This window comes from Bacteroides difficilis, assembly GCF_048319815.1.
GTDB classification, from domain to species: domain Bacteria; phylum Bacteroidota; class Bacteroidia; order Bacteroidales; family Bacteroidaceae; genus Bacteroides; species Bacteroides zhangwenhongii.
In genome coordinates this window covers 2,812,500-2,828,477 of sequence record NZ_CP182814.1, presented here as the reverse complement: position 1 = coordinate 2,828,477, position 15,978 = coordinate 2,812,500, and the positions used below count along the sequence as shown (strand labels likewise).

The window sequence follows — 15,978 nt, the reverse complement described above, 5'->3', positions numbered from 1 at the left end:
TTTGTGCAATTAAATACAATTGCAGAGATATGAAAACAACCTTGCTCGTCGTAGGACGAACCGTAGAACAGCATTATATTACAGCTATCAACGACTATATACAGCGTACGAAACGTTATATCACTTTTGATATAGAAGTGATCCCCGAACTGAAAAATACAAAAAGTCTTTCGATGGAGGTGCAGAAAGAAAAGGAAGGGGAGCTGATTCTGAAAGCCCTTCAACCGGGTGATGTGGTGGTGTTATTGGATGAGCACGGGAAAGAGATGCGTTCCCTTGAATTTGCCGATTATATGAAACGGAAAATGAATACGGTGAACAAACGACTGGTTTTCATTATCGGAGGACCGTATGGCTTTTCGGAAAAAGTATATCAAGCGGCACACGAAAAGATTTCAATGTCAAAAATGACTTTCTCGCATCAGATGATCCGGTTGATATTCGTCGAGCAGATTTATCGGGCGATGACTATATTGAATGGAGGGCCGTATCATCACGAATAAAAACATTATCTCATATACTATAAATGAGATAATATGGATCTTTTAATCTCGTCCCAAGACACATCTACAAACATATAAGGCATTGGATCCTCCTCCGCATCTTCAAAATAGGCTAAACTTTTCATTGCCATAAAAGAAGATGAGTCGGAATATTTTTGAGCATAGAAATCCAATATATTATTCAATGAATACGTTTTCAACAAAAAAAAATAGATATCTACAAAATCCTTAGTTCCAATGTTGTGGATTCAACCGTTGATAAGTATAACATTTGAACTGTTCTTTAGGAGTTTGTGAAATGGCTGAAAGATAGGCTAAAGCCCTAGGCTCCAATTCACGAAACCCTTTAGCCTCTTCAACAATTCTGGTAATTCCATAATATTGCTTTACAATATTCCAATCTTGTAACATTCCATATTCAAGCACTCTCTTTATAATATACCGTGAATGCTTCTCCATATCTAAATCGTCTTTATTGACATCCCCAAAAAGATATGCCGAAAATTGAGTAATATATTTCTCCATCATCTATCGTACTATAATCCTTATATGACAAAGATAGGCATAAAAATGAATCGAATGCAAGTTAATAGCTATATTTATTTCACAAATTACTCCCGATTCATCAGCCGATGTTCCGCCATCTGTTCGAACCTTGTTCCCGGACGACCGTAATTAGCGTATGGATAGATGGAAATACCACCACGAGGAGTAAATATTCCCGTTACTTCAATGTATTTGGGATTCATCAACTTTATCAAATCTTTCATTATAATATTCACACAATCTTCATGAAAGGCTCCATGATTACGGAAACTGAAAAGATAGAGTTTCAAGCTCTTGCTTTCTACCATTTTTATATCGGGAATGTAGCTGATACGTATTTCCGCAAAATCCGGCTGTCCTGTAATAGGACACAGACTTGTGAACTCCGGGCAGTTGAAACGTACCCAATAATCATTTTCAGGATGCTTATTATCAAAGGCTTCCAATACTTCCGGAGCATAATCTTGCTTATACTCGGTTTTTCTTCCCAATAAGGAAAGCTGGTCTTTTAATTCAGTCATTGCACTTACTAGTTACAACCTCTACACTAAACAAAAAACGTATTTTCTCTATCACCTATCACCGACAAGCCTCAAATGCCTTATTCATCGATGTTTCAGTGGTGAATGATTCATTTTACAACCTATCACCACATCTATCACCTATCACCATCAACTCCCAGCCCACGTTTGCTTTATCCTCATCTTACTTGTTACGGTGTGTTTCACGGCATGAAACAGAATGTTTCACACTGGAGAACAGATAGTTTCTTACGGCAGAACCCATAGTTTCAAGCGCCGGAAACTTTAGTTTCATGCCGCTGAAACTTTAGTTTCTCACCGATGAAACAACAGTTTCAAGCTGTTGAAACTAATTTAAACCGCCGCTTATCAGACAAAACTACCGTAGATACAAAGCTTACTATCACTTGCTAGCCGGAGCTTACCGGTGACAACAGATGTGACAACAAAACTTCAAATTCAACTGCTATCACTGCTTGCTGTCACAAGCTATACAATTTATAATCAATTGTTTATCTATAAGAATGTGACAGATGACAGCAAAAATACATTTTAATCTCTGTGTAGAGATATTATTGATTCTTACTTTTTAAATACTTCTCCAATCCTTCCCGACGCAACTTACAAGCCGGACAATGTCCGCAGCCATCCCCTTGAACGCCATTATAGCACGTCAAAGTCTCGTTACGAATCAACTCCAGCACACCCAATTCGTCGGCCAAAGCCCATGTTTCCGCTTTATCAATCCACATCAAAGGAGTATGAATCACAAATTGTTCATCCATAGCCAAGTTCAACGTTACATTGAGAGACTTGATAAAGGAATCACGGCAATCGGGATAACCGCTGAAATCGGTTTGGGAAACCCCTGTTACCAAGTGGTTTATACCGCGTTCACGGGCATACACCGCTGCAATGCTCAGAAAAAACAGATTACGTCCCGGCACAAAAGTATTGGGAACACTATCTGCAGGCTTTTCCTGATCCATCACCATTGTAGTGTCAGTCAAAGAGTTATGTCCAAGTTGCCCGACAAAAGACACGTCCATCACATCAAATTCCACTTCCGCTTTCCAGGCTATCTCCCGTGCAAACTCCACTTCTTTCTGATGTTTCTGACCATACAGGAAACTCAGGGCATACACTTTCTTAAAGTTGCGTTTTGCCCAAAACAGACACGTAGTAGAGTCTTGTCCTCCACTGAACACAACCAATGCTGCTTCTCTATTCATAAATCTATCTTAAATATCTTTGACTTTCAGTACATTATAGGAGATATCGGTATCGTAAACATCGCTACCATCTATTTGCTTAATAGCTTTCACCACACGGATAGTTACCGGAAGGATAATCACTTCGTACATGGACTTCAGCACAATTTGAATACCCATCATAATAAGCAACTCTTTCCAAGCGATGATTCCACCGAAAGCCACCGGGAAGAATATCAACGAATCCGCCGTTTCACCTACAACGGTTGACAAAATGGCACGAGCGGAAAAGTTACGCCCTTGACTGGCAATTTTCATTTTGCTCATCACATACGCATTGAGGAACGAGCCAACCAAGAAAGCCATCAGACTGGCAGCTACGATACGGGGAGCCATACCGAATACAAAATCGAAATGTTCTTCTCCTTCCCAGAAAGGGGCAGCCGGAATGGCTACGGCTATCAGTCCGAGAGTGACAACAAAGAAATTCATGGCAAAACCGCTCCAAATTATCAAGCGTGCTTTCTTGAATCCCCATACTTCGGCGATACAATCATTAATAATATAAGAAATTGGGAAAACCAACAATCCTGCAGTCACGGTCAGACTACCAATCTGGATTACTTTTGTCTCAAGAAGATTCGCCGCAATAAGGCATACATTAAATAAAATGCCCAGCAGCATAAAAGGTACGGATACTTTTTCTTTCATAATTCCTGTTTTTTACGTGGTGTTCTAGAATACACGACCGCTATTCACGGCATCATACTTTATTTTTATCTTTCGGGGTGCAAAGATAGAAAATAAAACTGAAACAAGCGCATCAAGACTGCCGAATTCTATTATCCATATATAGAAAAACAGGCACACCACTCAAAATCAAGAATTTGCTTTAAGCAGAGAAGTCTTTAAGTTCCTCCTTTAGCCGTTTGCGGATAAAGAATAAACGGCTCTTTACCGTTCCCATCGGCAACCCTAACTTGTCGGCAATCTCCCGATACTTAAATCCTGCCACAAACATCTGGAAAGGAACTTTCATTTCTTCCGGTATCGAATGTATCACACGATACAGATGTTTCATGTCGTATGTAAATTCAAATCGGTCCGCATCTTCATCCTCAATCTGATATTGTTGATTGATAGAATAATTATCATCCATGATATTCATTTCGCGAACGGTGCGACGATAGTTATTGACAAAAATGTTCCGCATCAGTGTATACATCCACCCCTTCAGGTTCTTACTGTACGTAAACTTCTCTTGATTATCCAATGCCTGCAACACACAATCCTGCACCAAATCATTGGCAGAATCACGGTCTGACGTCAACTTATATGCAAAGCGGTGTAAATCCGGCTGTATCGCTAATATTCCTTGAGTAAATTCTACTTTTTCCATCGTCGTATTTTCTTTATCTGATTACTACGGTACAAAAATCCGTCTTTTTAGAATGATTATAAATAGCAATTCTTCCGATTAGTTTGGCAATTTTTCCTTTGCCCCTCTCAACCATTTCTTTTTTTAGTTGTTCTTTGGGCATTCACCTAAAACTTAACTGATAATGAAAACTAGTTTTAAAATGGTAGCAATGCTACTGGGGATGGGAATTTTCCCCCTCTGTGCCAATGCGCAGAAAAAGGTAATCATCGAAGACGAGGAACCTAATTCCATCATGTTTATCTCCCGTGACAAAGCAGGAGACGAGATCATCCGGATTATGAACGACCGTTCGCAACTGCGTTTCCATGATCCGAATGCTCCCCGCTTCCTGCTGACTGACCAGAAAGGAAAATTCGCTTTAGGTATCGGAGGCTACGTCCGTGCGACAGCAGAATATGACTTTGGCGGTATTGTAGATGATGTGGATTTCTACCCGGCGTTGATTCCGCAACGTGGAAGCGGAAATTTCGCCAAAAATCAGTTTCAGATGGACATCACCACTTCTACCCTCTTCCTTAAATTGGTAGGACGTACGAAGCATCTCGGAGACTTTGTTGTCTATACTGCCGGAAACTTTCGTGGAGACGGGAAAACGTTTGAATTACAAAATGCTTATGCACAATTTCTCGGTTTCACCATCGGTTACAGTTACGGTTCGTTCATGGACCTCGCCGCTCTCCCTCCCACTATCGACTTTGCAGGCCCTAACGGTTCAGCATTCTACCGTACTACGCAATTAAGCTATATGTATGACAAGTTGAAAAACTGGAAGTTCGGTGTCGCTATGGAAATGCCTTCGGTAGACGGTACAACCAACAGCGATGTTTCCATCAACACGCAACGTATGCCGGACTTTGCTACTTCCGCACAATATAACTGGAACAGCAACAGCCATATCAAACTAAGCGCTATTATACGTAGCATGACTTATTCAAGTAATGTGTACGACAAAGCTTATTCCAAAACCGGATTCGGTTTGCAAGCGTCTACAACATTCAATGTCACAAAAAAATTACAGGCTTACGGACAGTTCAACTATGGCAAGGGAATCGGCTCTTATCTTAACGACTTGAGTAATCTGAATGTAGATATCGTCCCCGACCCGGACAATGAAGGTAAAATGCAGGTTCTTCCTATGTTAGGATGGTATGCAGGATTACAGTACAACTTCTGCCCAAGCTTCTTTGTTTCCGGAACGTACAGCCTGTCCAGACTATATTCCGAAAACGGATACCCAAGCGGAAATCCGGAATCATACCGCAAAGGCCAGTATTTAGTAGCCAATGCCTTCTGGAATGTCAGCAACAATATGCAGGTCGGAGTTGAATATCTGAGAGGATGGCGTACAGATTTCAGCTCTTCAACCCGTCACGCGAACCGGTTAAACTTGCTGATGCAGTATTCCTTCTAACCCACTATCATTACTACAAAAAACAAGAAAGTCATTTCAAAACAATGTTTGAAATGACTTTCTTCATATATAAAAGTTCGGATTATGAATTTAAAACTTATAGTCAAGCCCTACACCAAACACCTTATTGGTACGAGTAAAAACATCTGTACCAGCAATCCCTGTTCCATTATAATCATCCATATTTTTAGTATACTTATCATAATCAGTCCAAAAATAGGCTACATTTAATTTGAGGTTTTTCATCAAATTAAATCCAGCACCAAAACCATAAGAATAAGAACTTACAGCAAAACTCATATCTGTTTGATAATTATCCTTCACTCCATATTTAGTACGTTGCATTCCTGCACTTATTTGAGCCCATTTACAAATATCCCACTCAATACCCCCTAAATATTCATTAGTTCCATTACCTATATAATTACGTTTGTCTACCAAATCCCCAGTTATCGGATCCTGTACCGTTGCCATCTTAGCATGAGTATCAAAGAAATGATGATATCCAATAGAAGCCCGCAATGCTGGTAAGATTTCATAAGATACGCCTACTGTCAGCAAACTCGGAATATCGTGTGGTGTATTTACTCCATCACGATAATTTGCAAATTTATCGGAACCATCAGTACTAGGTGGAGGAAGATTTCCTTTTGTTTTATTCTCGACATTCAATTTCGTATTAAACTCATACTTCACACCAATATTCCATTTTCCTTTTTTAAAATCAGCACCAATAATAGGAGTTACTCCCCATCCTGATTGTTCGCAATCTAACTCCATATCAGCAGTTTGTCCAGCTACCGCTTCAGCCTTATCAGCCATAGCTGTATATTTCTCGGCAGAAGCTAAATCACCAGCAGCAGTAAAGGCTGCAGCAGCCTGACGAGCAGCAATCGCGGTATTAGTAAAAGATTGATTCAAATTTACCATATCTCCACCAGCTAAATTCGCTTGGATATTTTTTAAATATCCTGAATAAGAGTTACTCACATAATTAAAACGTGCACCTCCAAATACAGACAAATATTCATTAATTTTGTAGGTAGCACCTAACTGAAGCCCAAAGATATATTGTTTTCCCTCCATAAAGCTATTAACCGAATATTGATTAGTACCAGTATATGGATTTGTAGGAGCTAGTCCTCCTTCAACCATACCTCGTCCAGCTTCCACTAACATTGCTGGAATCAAAGCAACTTGTGATTCAAAAGAGCCAAGCCCTTCATTGAAAGTAGCCTTTCCACCACCACCAGTTATAGCAAAACTACCGGAAAAAGCCCAATTTCCTTTTTTATATACAGCAAAAAGACTTGGAACAAAAGGTGCTGAAGCTTCGCCTTTATATGTCTTGGTCTGATTTCCTCCAAAACCGGCAAATGGAGCAAAAGTAGAAGTTATCGTTCTCGTTTGATAAACATTCTGCCCATTAAAAGACAGATGAAAACCATCTTCCATAAAGGCCAAACCTGCAGGATTAGAATATATAGCATCAATTTGCGTGGATGCATCACGAGCTAACATTCTCAAAAATAAAACATGTTGATTAGTATTTGTCAGAAGCCCTCCGGCAAAAGTTGGAATTGAAACGATTAACATCACAAATCCAATCAAGGAAATTTTTCTCATCTAAATCTTTTTTAAATTATTTCGGGCGCAAAGATATAACATTATTGCACACGAAATATATGTTTGTGCATTTATTTTCTATTACGCCCCTATTTTAATTGAAAAAGCAAACTGTTTCTAATGAAACAATCTATTTTTATCACTTAATAAAGTCCAAACAAATCGACCGGCTTTTACGTTTATATTATAAGTAAATTATAGAAGAATATTATGGCCTATACAATTGCATTTTTTGGCACAAAGCCTTATGACGAATCGTCGTTTAACGATAAAAACAAAGAGTTCGGATTTGAAATACGTTATTATAAAGGACATCTGAATAAGAACAACGTACTGCTGACACAAGGCGTAGATGCGGTCTGCATCTTTGTGAATGATGTCGCTGACGCAGAAGTCATCCGCATTATGGCAGAGAACGGAGTAAAATTGCTGGCACTGCGATGTGCGGGATTCAATAACGTAGATTTGAATGCGGCGGCTACTGCCGGAATCACCGTAGTACGTGTTCCCGCTTACTCTCCCTATGCCGTTGCCGAATACACCGTAGCTCTGATGTTATCATTGAACCGGAAAATCCCCCGCGCATCCTGGCGCACGAAAGACGGAAATTTCTCCCTTCATGGTTTGATGGGATTCGATATGCATGGAAAAACAGCCGGAATCATCGGTACGGGGAAAATAGCAAAAATCCTGATTCATATCCTAAAAGGTTTCGGAATGAATGTGCTGGCATACGATCTTTATCCGGATTATAACTTTGCCAGAGAAGAACAAATTGTCTACACTTCGTTGGACGAACTGTATCATAGTTCGGATATCATTTCTCTGCATTGCCCGCTTACTGAAGAAACAAAATATCTTATTAACGACTATTCTATCAGTAAAATGAAAGACGGTGTAATGATTATCAATACCGGCCGCGGACAGTTAATTCACACCAATGCACTGATTGAAGGCCTGAAAAACAAGAAAATCGGATCGGCAGGATTGGACGTCTACGAAGAAGAGAGCGAATACTTCTATGAAGACCAGTCCGACCGTATCATCGATGATGATGTGCTTGCCCGCTTGCTCTCGTTCAACAATGTTATCGTCACTTCTCATCAAGCCTTTTTCACACGTGAAGCAATGGAAAACATAGCTATGACAACTTTACAAAATATAAAAGATTTTATCAATCACAAGCCTCTGCTAAATGAAGTGAAGAGATAAACCTTTTATCCTCCCACTTTGTTTACGAAGCATATAAACAACAAGAAAAAGGAGTTATTTATGAAAAAAGTAATACATAGAGCTGATACAAGAGGGCATTCCCAATACGATTGGCTGGATAGTTATCACACCTTCAGTTTCGATGAATATTTCGATTCCAACCGTATCAATTTCGGTGCTCTTCGCGTATTGAATGATGACAAAGTGGCGCCCGGAGAAGGATTCCAGACACATCCTCACAAGAATATGGAAATTGTATCCATTCCTCTGAAAGGACATCTGCAACATGGAGACAGCAAGAAAAACAGCCGGATTATTACCGTCGGAGAAATCCAGACTATGAGTGCCGGAACCGGAATTTTCCATAGCGAAGTGAATGCCAGTCCCGTAGAACCGGTTGAGTTCCTGCAAATCTGGATTATGCCGAGAGAACGGAACACACGCCCCGTTTATCAGGATTTCAACATCAGTGAGCTGGAACGTCCCAACGAGCTGGCAGTCATCGTATCACCTGACGGCAGTACTCCCGCATCTCTTTTGCAAGACACCTGGTTCTCAATAGGCAAAGTAGAGGCCGGCAAGAAACTGGGGTATCATATGCATCAAAGTCATGCAGGTGTATACATATTCCTTATTGAAGGAGAAATTGCAGTAGAAGGCGAGGTGCTGAAACGTCGTGACGGAATGGGGATCTACGAAACTAATAGTTTTGAATTGGAAACTTTGAAAGACTCGCATATTCTATTAATAGAAGTACCGATGTGAGAAATTACGGAAATATAGCCGATATCCGGCAAGAATATACTAAAAGCGGATTGCGGGAAAATGAACTTCCCGACGACCCGCTTTCGCTTTTCAGTCAGTGGTTGCAAGAAGCCATCGACGCAAAAGTAGATGAACCGACCGCTGTCATCGTTGGTACTGTATCTCCCGAAGGAAAGCCGTCCACACGTACCGTATTACTGAAGGGGCTCCACGACGGCAAGTTCGTCTTTTACACAAATTACGAAAGCCGTAAAGGAAAACAATTGGCACACAATCCATATATTTCCCTCTCTTTCGTATGGCATACACTCGAAAGGCAAGTACATATAGAAGGAGTAGCAAGCAAAGTGGCTCCGGAAGAGTCGGACGAATACTTCCGGAAACGCCCTTATAAGAGTAGGGTCGGTGCACGCGTTTCCCCGCAAAGCCAACCGATTTCAAGCAGAATGCAGTTGATACGTGCTTTCATCAAAGAGGCGGCACGTTGGATAGGGAAAGAAGTAGAAAGGCCTGATAATTGGGGCGGATATGCCGTTGTTCCTACCAGAATTGAGTTTTGGCAAGGACGGCCGAACCGTCTACATGACCGCTTCCTATATACGTTACAACTAAATGGAGAATGGGAAATCAGTCGTCTTGCTCCTTGATTTCGTCGATTTTTTTTGGCAACTTCAACTAGAATACTTAATATTGCAATTCTAAAATATTCAGCTTATGATACTGGATTATATATACCATAGCGGTTTCGCCATCGAAGCAGAAGGGGTAACCGTTATCATCGATTACTATAAAGATTCTTCCGAGACTGACAATAATCGGGGAATCGTACATGATTACCTTTTACAAAGGCCGGGCAAATTGTACGTACTAGCTACACACTTCCACCCCGATCACTTTAATCGTGAAATATTGACATGGAAAGAGCAACGGCCCGATATTCAGTACATCTTTTCCAAAGATATTCTGAAATCACACCGTGCCCAAAGCGAAGACGCTTTCTTCATAAAAAAAGGAGAAGCGTACGAAGATGATACGATACGAATCGATGCATTCGGTTCGACGGATGTCGGCAGTTCATTTCTGCTTCACCTCCAAGACTGGAGTATTTTCCATGCCGGTGATTTAAATAACTGGCATTGGAGCGAAGAATCTACCGAAGAAGAGATACGAAAAGCCAACGGTGATTTCCTTGCAGAAGTTAAATATTTAAAAGAAAGAGCGTCGGACATTGATTTAGTGCTGTTTCCGGTAGATCGAAGAATGGGAAAAGATTACATGAAAGGAGCAAAACAGTTCATCGAACAAATAAAAACTACTATATTTGTGCCCATGCATTTCAGTGAAGATTATGAAGGCGGTAATGCGCTTCGTAATTTTGCCGAAAATGCAGGTTGCCGTTTCGTCAACATCACCCATCGGGGCGAAAGTTTTGAGATTACCAAATAAACACATAATAATTATGAATAAATTTACAATTCTGTTTCTTACCCTGCTTCTTGCATTGCCGGTGGCAATGAAGGCAGAATCTGCAAAAGAAAAAAGAGACGACACCAGATACCTTACAGGCGCCGTTCCTGAAGTTGATGGTAAGGTCGTATTTTCCAAAGAATTTCAAATTCCGGGAATGAGTCAGGCGCAAATCTACGACACTATTATGAAATGGATGCAAGAACGCTTGAAAGAGAATAAGAATATTGAAAGCCGGGTAGTCTTCTCCGATGAAGCTAAAGGTACGGTTGCCGGTATCGGCGAAGAATGGATTGTTTTCAGTTCCAGTGCTTTGTCGTTAGACCGTACACTCATCAATTACCAGATTACCGTTACCTGTAAACCCGGTAACTGCCTGGTAGAACTGGAAAAAATCCGTTTTACTTATCGCGAAACAGAAAAATATAAGGCAGAAGAATGGATTACCGATAAATATGCGCTTAATAAGGCAAAGACCAAGTTGGTACGTGGTCTGGCTAAATGGCGTAGAAAAACGGTAGACTTCGCAGATGATATATTTATGGATGTAGCCGTCGCTTTCGGAGCACCGGATACTCGTCCTAAAGCCGAAAAGAAGAAAAAAGAGGAAGAGAAGACAACTCCGTCAATTGTCGCAGCCGCAGGTCCGATTGTCATTGGCGGCGCAGATAAAAAGACCGATATAAAGGTGACGACTGCCGAACCTGCCAATACAGTTCCTGCCGCCACTCTTACCCCCGCTACTCCGGTTGGTAAAGCTTCATCGGATATGCCGGGTTACGTAGAAATTGACTTGAAGCAAATTCCGGGTGAGGTATATGCTCTGATGGGAAGTGGCAAGCTGGTTATCAGTATCGGAAAAGACGAGTTTAACATGACCAATATGACTGCAAACGCTGGTGGTGCGTTGGGATACCAGTCCGGTAAGGCTGTAGCTTACTGTACTCTTTCCCCCGATCAGTCTTATGACGCCATAGAAAAAGCGGACAATTATACGCTGAAACTCTATGCTCCGAACCAAACAACTCCTTCGGCTGTTATAGAATGTAAGAAATTGCCTTCACAGACTACTCCACAAGCCGGACAACCCCGCACATACGTCGGAGAGATTGTGAAGCTCTTAATGAAAAAATAATAAGATTACAACAATGGAAATAAAAAGTAAATTTGACCATTTCAATATCAATGTCACGGACTTGGAACGGAGTATTGCCTTTTATGAAAAAGCGCTCGGTTTGAAAGAACACCATCGAAAAGAGGCTTCCGACGGTTCGTTCACGCTGGTTTACCTAACAGACAATGAAACAGGATTTCTTCTGGAACTGACATGGCTAAAAGATCATGCCGCTCCATATGAACTTGGAGAGAATGAAAGTCATCTTTGTTTTCGGGTGGCCGGTGACTATGATGCCATCAGAGCTTATCATAAAGAAATGAATTGTGTATGTTTCGAGAATACAGCTATGGGGCTGTATTTCATCAATGACCCGGATGACTATTGGATTGAGATACTTCCACAAAAGTAAGTATATAAAAAGACGGGGCAGGATAATCATTCTGCCCCGTCTTTTTTATGATAGACTTATTTTTTATGTCGATTTGCCCTTTTTCTCCGGATATCTGCTTTCATCTTTGCGGCACCCGAACCATGCTGTCCACGAATATAGGTTGCTTTCTTCGCTTTCGTTTTCACCTTTTCCTCTTCCTTAGGCTTATCTTTCTTGCCTTTAAAGACGATTCCGCCCTGTATTGCTTCTTCTATACTCATACAATCATTTATTAATATTCACTTTTCCGGCTACAAATATAATCCTTTTCTACGGATTTATTTATCTTTGCCAACCAAAACAATACGTAACCACTAATGGCAACAACAATTCTTCCTGCAGAAAAGGATCCGATGGGAGCCGCTATTTATGATTATTTCACTCATCACAAAGCCGATCGCTTACGAGTATTTTCTTCTCAATTTGAGGAGGATGAAATTCCTGTCAAAGAGTTATTCCGTACGATTCAATCTATGCCCGCATTGGAACGCACAGCCTTAGAAATGGCTACAGGACGGATATTGGATGTAGGAGCAGGAAGTGGATGTCATGCCTTGGCCCTCCAAGCGATGGAAAAGGAGGTGTGTGCCATTGATATTTCTCCGCTATCTGTCGAAGTAATGAAACAACGTGGAGTAAATGATGTTCGTCTTACCAATCTGTTTGACGAAACATTCGATGAGACGTTCGATACGATTTTAATGCTAATGAATGGTTCCGGCATTATCGGAAAACTAAATAATATGCCGGATTTTTTCCAACGAATGAAGCGCATGCTCCGTCCTAAAGGGTGTATACTGATGGATTCAAGCGACTTACGTTATCTTTTTGAAGAAGAAGACGGAAGTATAGTTATCGACTTGGCAGGAGATTATTACGGAGAAATTGATTTTCAGATGCAATATAAGGATATAAAAGGAGATACTTTCGATTGGTTATATGTAGATTTCCAAACACTTAACTTATATGCTTCCGAATACGGTTTCAAAGCTGAATTGGTAAAAGAAGGAAAACACTACGATTACCTGGTAAAACTCAGCCTTGCTTAGAAAATTCACAAAAACACGGGGTATGTCGTAATGAATCATAATCAGCGTAAGTTTGCATTTCAACATACCCTCATTCCCCTTTTTATAAATCCTCTATTTATTTCAGCATTTCATTAATCATTTGCACCAAAGAAGCAAATTCTTCTTCATTATACAAACGAGTTAGTTTTACTATTTTTCCCTCTTTATCTATCAATACGTTCCTTGTTATTCCGGAGTCGCGCAAAGCATACTTTGCAAAAATATCAGCTCCCGGATCTAATCCCAACGGATAAGTGATTCCGGTAGATTTGGCAAAAGCAAGGACTTTATCAAGTGGCTCATCACGGTCAATGCCGATCAATGCAAATTCCGCATTATCTTTATGCTTCAACCAAATATCTTTTTCTATGAACGGCATTTCTTTACGACAAACACCGCACCAACTTGCTGTAAACTGCAACATTACGACCTTGCCACGGAGAGAAGACAGACTCATTTGTTTTCCATCAGTCAGTGTGATTGTAAAATCCGGAGCTGTCTCTCCTACCCGAACAATATATCCTGTACTATCTGCTTCCGAAGTCATTACATCAGCAATCACTTTTGTACTATCTGCCGAAACCACAGTATCCGTCGCTCCTTTTTTCTGACCGGAGCACGCCAATACACTTATGGCTAAGAAAGCCATACCACACACATTCATAATTTTCTTTTTCATCTTCGTATAATCATTAGTGAGATTGCAAATATAAAAAAAGCACATGACGTATTTGCATTTTTAAAATAAATTCATACCTTTGCACCCGCAAAAGAAAATAACGCCTCTTTAGCTCAGTTGGCCAGAGCACGTGATTTGTAATCTCGGGGTCGTTGGTTCGAATCCGACAAGAGGCTCTTCAAAGTAGAAAGCTGTTTATCATACCGATAAGCAGCTTCTTTCATTAAAGAAAATTCTTTTCTAGTTTTTTTGCTTTCGGAATACAACCAAGCTAACAGCTATCAAAATCAGGATAATCCCAATAACACTGTTGACAGTGAAAAACTCCTCAAATACAAAAACACCGATCACGACGGCTGTCAACGGTTCCATAGCACCCAAAATAGATGTCAAAGTAGGCCCTGCATACTTTATTGCCTGTACTAAAGTGATATTGGAAATAGCCGTAGCCGGTAATGCAAGTCCTAGAATAATCAGCCATATATATCCGTCTGTTACCAAACGAAAACCGGAAGTGGTAAAAGCACCTATCAGATAAAAAAGAGTTCCCAGCCCCATGACATAGCAAGTCAATACAGTAGAATTAATTCTCACAGCTCGTGTGGTCCGCACTCCGATGATATACCCCGCATATGAGAGTACAGAAACACAAGCTGCCACTAAGCCAACCATCGCATTACCATTATTTGCGTCCAACTCTCCTAATGAAAGCAGAGCCGCACCTAACAAAGATATCAAAACAGCAAATAGCACCCAAAGCGACTTCTTCTCCCGAAAGAAAAACATCATTGCCAGAGCAACCACCAACGGATACATAAAATGAATGGTGGAAGCCACACCACTGGCTATATTTTGATAGGCAATAATCAGACTGAATGAAGTGATCGCCCGCAATAGGCTTAAGCCAAAGACAACTTTGAAGTCTTTTACGGACAAGCGGAATTTACACCCGGAAAATAAGCCTAACACAGTCAGCACAATTGATGCTACCCCCCAACGATAGGAAAGTACTTCAAAAGCTGAAAATCCAATCATTAACAAAGTGATGGAAAAGAACGGAGCCAGCCCAAAAGTGGAGGAAGATACTGCCGCATAGAGTATACCTTTTATGCGATTCATGAGGTTTTTAACTATTCTGTTTTAATCGTTTATTTACAACTACAAAGATAGACTGATATTTCTTTAAGTGCAAAGATAAAATGGAAAGATTGACTTTATTTTCTTCTTTATGGCATGATAGACTGTATTGTTTATTTTCCTATATTTGCGACGACTAATATAGGAAAAATGAATTTGAGATGCAATATGAAAACGAACTTTACGATCAGAACAGCCCGACAATCCGACAGTGTTGAACTAAGAGATTTGTACAAAAATACCGTACTTATAATAAACAGACGTGATTATTCACAGGAAGAAGTTGAAGACTGGGCTTCATGCGGAAATGATCTTTCTAAAATAGAGAAAATGATAGAAACCCATTACTTTATTGTTGCCGTTGACCAGCAATTACAAATCGTAGGTTTCTCTTCTATCACTTCGCAAGGATATCTACATTCAATGTTCGTTCACAAAGACTTTCAAGGTAAAGGCATTGCGACTATACTTTTGAAAGAAATAGAACGATATGCTATTGAACAGGGAATGGAACGAATTACATCAGAAGTGAGTTTAACTGCCCGCCCATTCTTCGAAAGACAAGGGTATACTGCGGAAAAGGAGCAGAAACGACAGGCTAATAAATTAAGTCTGACTAATTTTTGGATGCAAAAGACCTTGAATGCTTAAAAAAACAAAGAAGGACTAGAAATTACTTTCTAATCCTTCCCCAATTTGGAGGTTTCTGGCGGATTTTAAACCACCAAGATAATCCTTTTATTTACAATTAATTAGAATCTCTTTAGCTTCGCTACTGTAAAACAATTGCAAAACAAACATTCTGTTTAAATCATTTATTAATAATCACAAAGATTAAACTG

General features: G+C 40.3%; 19 protein-coding genes, 1 tRNA gene and 1 pseudogene. 11 read left to right on the top strand and 10 right to left on the bottom strand.

All coding sequences use genetic code 11. The annotated features are described in order from the left end of the window. Positions 1 to 29: 29 nt before the first annotated feature. Entirely contained in the window at positions 30 to 503 is a 474-nt protein-coding gene (gene rlmH / locus ACNOGP_RS10550) for a 23S rRNA (pseudouridine(1915)-N(3))-methyltransferase RlmH (protein WP_418212836.1), read from the top strand. A gap of 17 nt (positions 504 to 520) precedes the next feature. Here rlmH and ACNOGP_RS10545 read toward each other — a convergent pair. The 6 genes and pseudogenes from ACNOGP_RS10545 to ACNOGP_RS10520 form a co-directional block, all read right to left on the bottom strand. Further along, positions 521 to 733: pseudogene (locus tag ACNOGP_RS10545) on the bottom strand (hypothetical protein); the annotation flags it as partial. Further along, positions 732 to 1,031 carry a DUF6922 domain-containing protein gene (locus ACNOGP_RS10540; protein WP_418212835.1) on the bottom strand — a complete coding sequence of 100 codons (300 nt, stop codon included), beginning with the start codon at positions 1,029 to 1,031 and terminating at the stop codon, positions 732 to 734. The gene ACNOGP_RS10540 and the pseudogene ACNOGP_RS10545, both read right to left, overlap by 2 nt. 83 nt (positions 1,032 to 1,114) lie before the next feature. After that, positions 1,115 to 1,570 (bottom strand): preQ(1) synthase, encoded by a 456-nt coding sequence (gene queF, locus ACNOGP_RS10535; RefSeq protein ID WP_143866531.1) that lies wholly within the window; start codon positions 1,568 to 1,570, stop codon positions 1,115 to 1,117. Between the two features lie 572 nt (positions 1,571 to 2,142). Next, entirely contained in the window at positions 2,143 to 2,802 is a 660-nt protein-coding gene (gene queC, locus ACNOGP_RS10530; protein WP_418212834.1) for a 7-cyano-7-deazaguanine synthase QueC, read from the bottom strand. Positions 2,803 to 2,811: 9 nt separating this feature from the next. Further along, positions 2,812 to 3,492: a queuosine precursor transporter gene (locus tag ACNOGP_RS10525; RefSeq protein WP_007765749.1), complete on the bottom strand. Its 681-nt coding sequence runs from the start codon at positions 3,490 to 3,492 to the stop codon at positions 2,812 to 2,814. A gap of 181 nt (positions 3,493 to 3,673) precedes the next feature. After that, the gene (locus tag ACNOGP_RS10520; RefSeq protein WP_195476268.1) at positions 3,674 to 4,180 is read right to left on the bottom strand and encodes an RNA polymerase sigma factor; all 507 of its coding nucleotides are present in this window, start codon (positions 4,178 to 4,180) and stop codon (positions 3,674 to 3,676) included. A 163-nt stretch (positions 4,181 to 4,343) separates the two neighbouring features. Here ACNOGP_RS10520 and ACNOGP_RS10515 point away from each other — a divergent pair, with 163 nt between their 5' ends. Beyond that, positions 4,344 to 5,633: a DcaP family trimeric outer membrane transporter gene (locus ACNOGP_RS10515; RefSeq protein ID WP_195476270.1), complete on the top strand. Its 1,290-nt coding sequence runs from the start codon at positions 4,344 to 4,346 to the stop codon at positions 5,631 to 5,633. A gap of 90 nt (positions 5,634 to 5,723) precedes the next feature. Here the strand turns inward: ACNOGP_RS10515 and ACNOGP_RS10510 are convergent, their stop codons facing one another. Continuing rightward, on the bottom strand, positions 5,724 to 7,259 hold the full coding sequence (locus ACNOGP_RS10510; protein WP_418212833.1) for an OmpP1/FadL family transporter: 1,536 nt from the start codon (positions 7,257 to 7,259) through the stop codon (positions 5,724 to 5,726). A gap of 210 nt (positions 7,260 to 7,469) precedes the next feature. On the opposite strand from ACNOGP_RS10510, the gene ACNOGP_RS10505 reads away from it, so the two are divergent. The 6 genes from ACNOGP_RS10505 (at position 7,470) to ACNOGP_RS10480 (ending at position 12,229) form a co-directional block, all read left to right on the top strand. Then, positions 7,470 to 8,471 (top strand): 2-hydroxyacid dehydrogenase, encoded by a 1,002-nt coding sequence (locus tag ACNOGP_RS10505; RefSeq protein ID WP_007765742.1) that lies wholly within the window; start codon positions 7,470 to 7,472, stop codon positions 8,469 to 8,471. Positions 8,472 to 8,531: 60 nt separating this feature from the next. Beyond that, a complete protein-coding gene (locus ACNOGP_RS10500) occupies positions 8,532 to 9,236 on the top strand; it encodes a pirin family protein (RefSeq protein WP_143866543.1) in 705 nt (234 codons plus the stop codon). Continuing rightward, positions 9,233 to 9,883: a pyridoxamine 5'-phosphate oxidase gene (gene pdxH, locus ACNOGP_RS10495; RefSeq protein ID WP_418212832.1), complete on the top strand. Its 651-nt coding sequence runs from the start codon at positions 9,233 to 9,235 to the stop codon at positions 9,881 to 9,883. The genes ACNOGP_RS10500 and pdxH overlap by 4 nt, the downstream gene beginning before the upstream one ends. Positions 9,884 to 9,950: 67 nt before the next feature. Continuing rightward, complete coding sequence (locus tag ACNOGP_RS10490) at positions 9,951 to 10,682, top strand: MBL fold metallo-hydrolase (protein WP_195476279.1); 732 nt, start codon at positions 9,951 to 9,953, stop codon at positions 10,680 to 10,682. Between the two features lie 13 nt (positions 10,683 to 10,695). Then, positions 10,696 to 11,838 carry a DUF4468 domain-containing protein gene (locus tag ACNOGP_RS10485; RefSeq protein ID WP_418212831.1) on the top strand — a complete coding sequence of 381 codons (1,143 nt, stop codon included), beginning with the start codon at positions 10,696 to 10,698 and terminating at the stop codon, positions 11,836 to 11,838. Positions 11,839 to 11,851: 13 nt separating this feature from the next. Then, a complete protein-coding gene (locus ACNOGP_RS10480; protein ID WP_007758123.1) occupies positions 11,852 to 12,229 on the top strand; it encodes a VOC family protein in 378 nt (125 codons plus the stop codon). A gap of 56 nt (positions 12,230 to 12,285) precedes the next feature. Here ACNOGP_RS10480 and ACNOGP_RS10475 read toward each other — a convergent pair whose 3' ends face one another. Then, positions 12,286 to 12,471, bottom strand: a complete 186-nt coding sequence (locus tag ACNOGP_RS10475; RefSeq protein ID WP_007758122.1) for a hypothetical protein — start codon at positions 12,469 to 12,471, stop codon at positions 12,286 to 12,288. A gap of 96 nt (positions 12,472 to 12,567) precedes the next feature. Here ACNOGP_RS10475 and ACNOGP_RS10470 point away from each other — a divergent pair, with 96 nt between their 5' ends. Further along, positions 12,568 to 13,299, top strand: a complete 732-nt coding sequence (locus ACNOGP_RS10470) for a class I SAM-dependent methyltransferase (protein WP_418212830.1) — start codon at positions 12,568 to 12,570, stop codon at positions 13,297 to 13,299. Between the two features lie 97 nt (positions 13,300 to 13,396). On the opposite strand, the gene ACNOGP_RS10465 is transcribed toward ACNOGP_RS10470, so the two are convergent. Next, the gene (locus tag ACNOGP_RS10465; protein ID WP_143866558.1) at positions 13,397 to 13,999 is read right to left on the bottom strand and encodes a TlpA family protein disulfide reductase; all 603 of its coding nucleotides are present in this window, start codon (positions 13,997 to 13,999) and stop codon (positions 13,397 to 13,399) included. A 102-nt stretch (positions 14,000 to 14,101) separates the two neighbouring features. Between ACNOGP_RS10465 and ACNOGP_RS10460 the strand changes: the two genes are divergently transcribed. Beyond that, positions 14,102 to 14,175, top strand: a tRNA-Thr gene (locus ACNOGP_RS10460). Between the two features lie 64 nt (positions 14,176 to 14,239). Here the strand turns inward: ACNOGP_RS10460 and ACNOGP_RS10455 are convergent. Then, a complete protein-coding gene (locus ACNOGP_RS10455; protein WP_418212829.1) occupies positions 14,240 to 15,118 on the bottom strand; it encodes a DMT family transporter in 879 nt (292 codons plus the stop codon). A 186-nt stretch (positions 15,119 to 15,304) separates the two neighbouring features. Here ACNOGP_RS10455 and ACNOGP_RS10450 point away from each other — a divergent pair, with 186 nt between their 5' ends. Continuing rightward, positions 15,305 to 15,787, top strand: coding sequence for a GNAT family N-acetyltransferase (locus ACNOGP_RS10450; RefSeq protein ID WP_418212828.1), 483 nt, complete (start codon positions 15,305 to 15,307; stop codon positions 15,785 to 15,787). Positions 15,788 to 15,978 lie beyond the last annotated feature (191 nt).

Excerpts from the sequence above, each read along its gene's own strand:
- rlmH (WP_418212836.1), top strand. The coding sequence starts at position 30 with ATGAAAACAACCTTGCTCGTCGTAGGACGAACCGTAGAACAGCATTAT.
- ACNOGP_RS10540 (WP_418212835.1), bottom strand. The coding sequence starts at position 1,031 with ATGATGGAGAAATATATTACTCAATTTTCGGCATATCTTTTTGGGGAT.
- queF (WP_143866531.1), bottom strand. The coding sequence starts at position 1,570 with ATGACTGAATTAAAAGACCAGCTTTCCTTATTGGGAAGAAAAACCGAG.
- queC (WP_418212834.1), bottom strand. The coding sequence starts at position 2,802 with ATGAATAGAGAAGCAGCATTGGTTGTGTTCAGTGGAGGACAAGACTCT.
- ACNOGP_RS10525 (WP_007765749.1), bottom strand. The coding sequence starts at position 3,492 with ATGAAAGAAAAAGTATCCGTACCTTTTATGCTGCTGGGCATTTTATTT.
- ACNOGP_RS10520 (WP_195476268.1), bottom strand. The coding sequence starts at position 4,180 with ATGGAAAAAGTAGAATTTACTCAAGGAATATTAGCGATACAGCCGGAT.
- ACNOGP_RS10515 (WP_195476270.1), top strand. The coding sequence starts at position 4,344 with ATGAAAACTAGTTTTAAAATGGTAGCAATGCTACTGGGGATGGGAATT.
- ACNOGP_RS10510 (WP_418212833.1), bottom strand. The coding sequence starts at position 7,259 with ATGAGAAAAATTTCCTTGATTGGATTTGTGATGTTAATCGTTTCAATT.
- ACNOGP_RS10505 (WP_007765742.1), top strand. The coding sequence starts at position 7,470 with ATGGCCTATACAATTGCATTTTTTGGCACAAAGCCTTATGACGAATCG.
- ACNOGP_RS10500 (WP_143866543.1), top strand. The coding sequence starts at position 8,532 with ATGAAAAAAGTAATACATAGAGCTGATACAAGAGGGCATTCCCAATAC.
- ACNOGP_RS10490 (WP_195476279.1), top strand. The coding sequence starts at position 9,951 with ATGATACTGGATTATATATACCATAGCGGTTTCGCCATCGAAGCAGAA.
- ACNOGP_RS10485 (WP_418212831.1), top strand. The coding sequence starts at position 10,696 with ATGAATAAATTTACAATTCTGTTTCTTACCCTGCTTCTTGCATTGCCG.
- ACNOGP_RS10480 (WP_007758123.1), top strand. The coding sequence starts at position 11,852 with ATGGAAATAAAAAGTAAATTTGACCATTTCAATATCAATGTCACGGAC.
- ACNOGP_RS10475 (WP_007758122.1), bottom strand. The coding sequence starts at position 12,471 with ATGAGTATAGAAGAAGCAATACAGGGCGGAATCGTCTTTAAAGGCAAG.
- ACNOGP_RS10470 (WP_418212830.1), top strand. The coding sequence starts at position 12,568 with ATGGCAACAACAATTCTTCCTGCAGAAAAGGATCCGATGGGAGCCGCT.
- ACNOGP_RS10465 (WP_143866558.1), bottom strand. The coding sequence starts at position 13,999 with ATGAAAAAGAAAATTATGAATGTGTGTGGTATGGCTTTCTTAGCCATA.
- ACNOGP_RS10455 (WP_418212829.1), bottom strand. The coding sequence starts at position 15,118 with ATGAATCGCATAAAAGGTATACTCTATGCGGCAGTATCTTCCTCCACT.
- ACNOGP_RS10450 (WP_418212828.1), top strand. The coding sequence starts at position 15,305 with ATGAAAACGAACTTTACGATCAGAACAGCCCGACAATCCGACAGTGTT.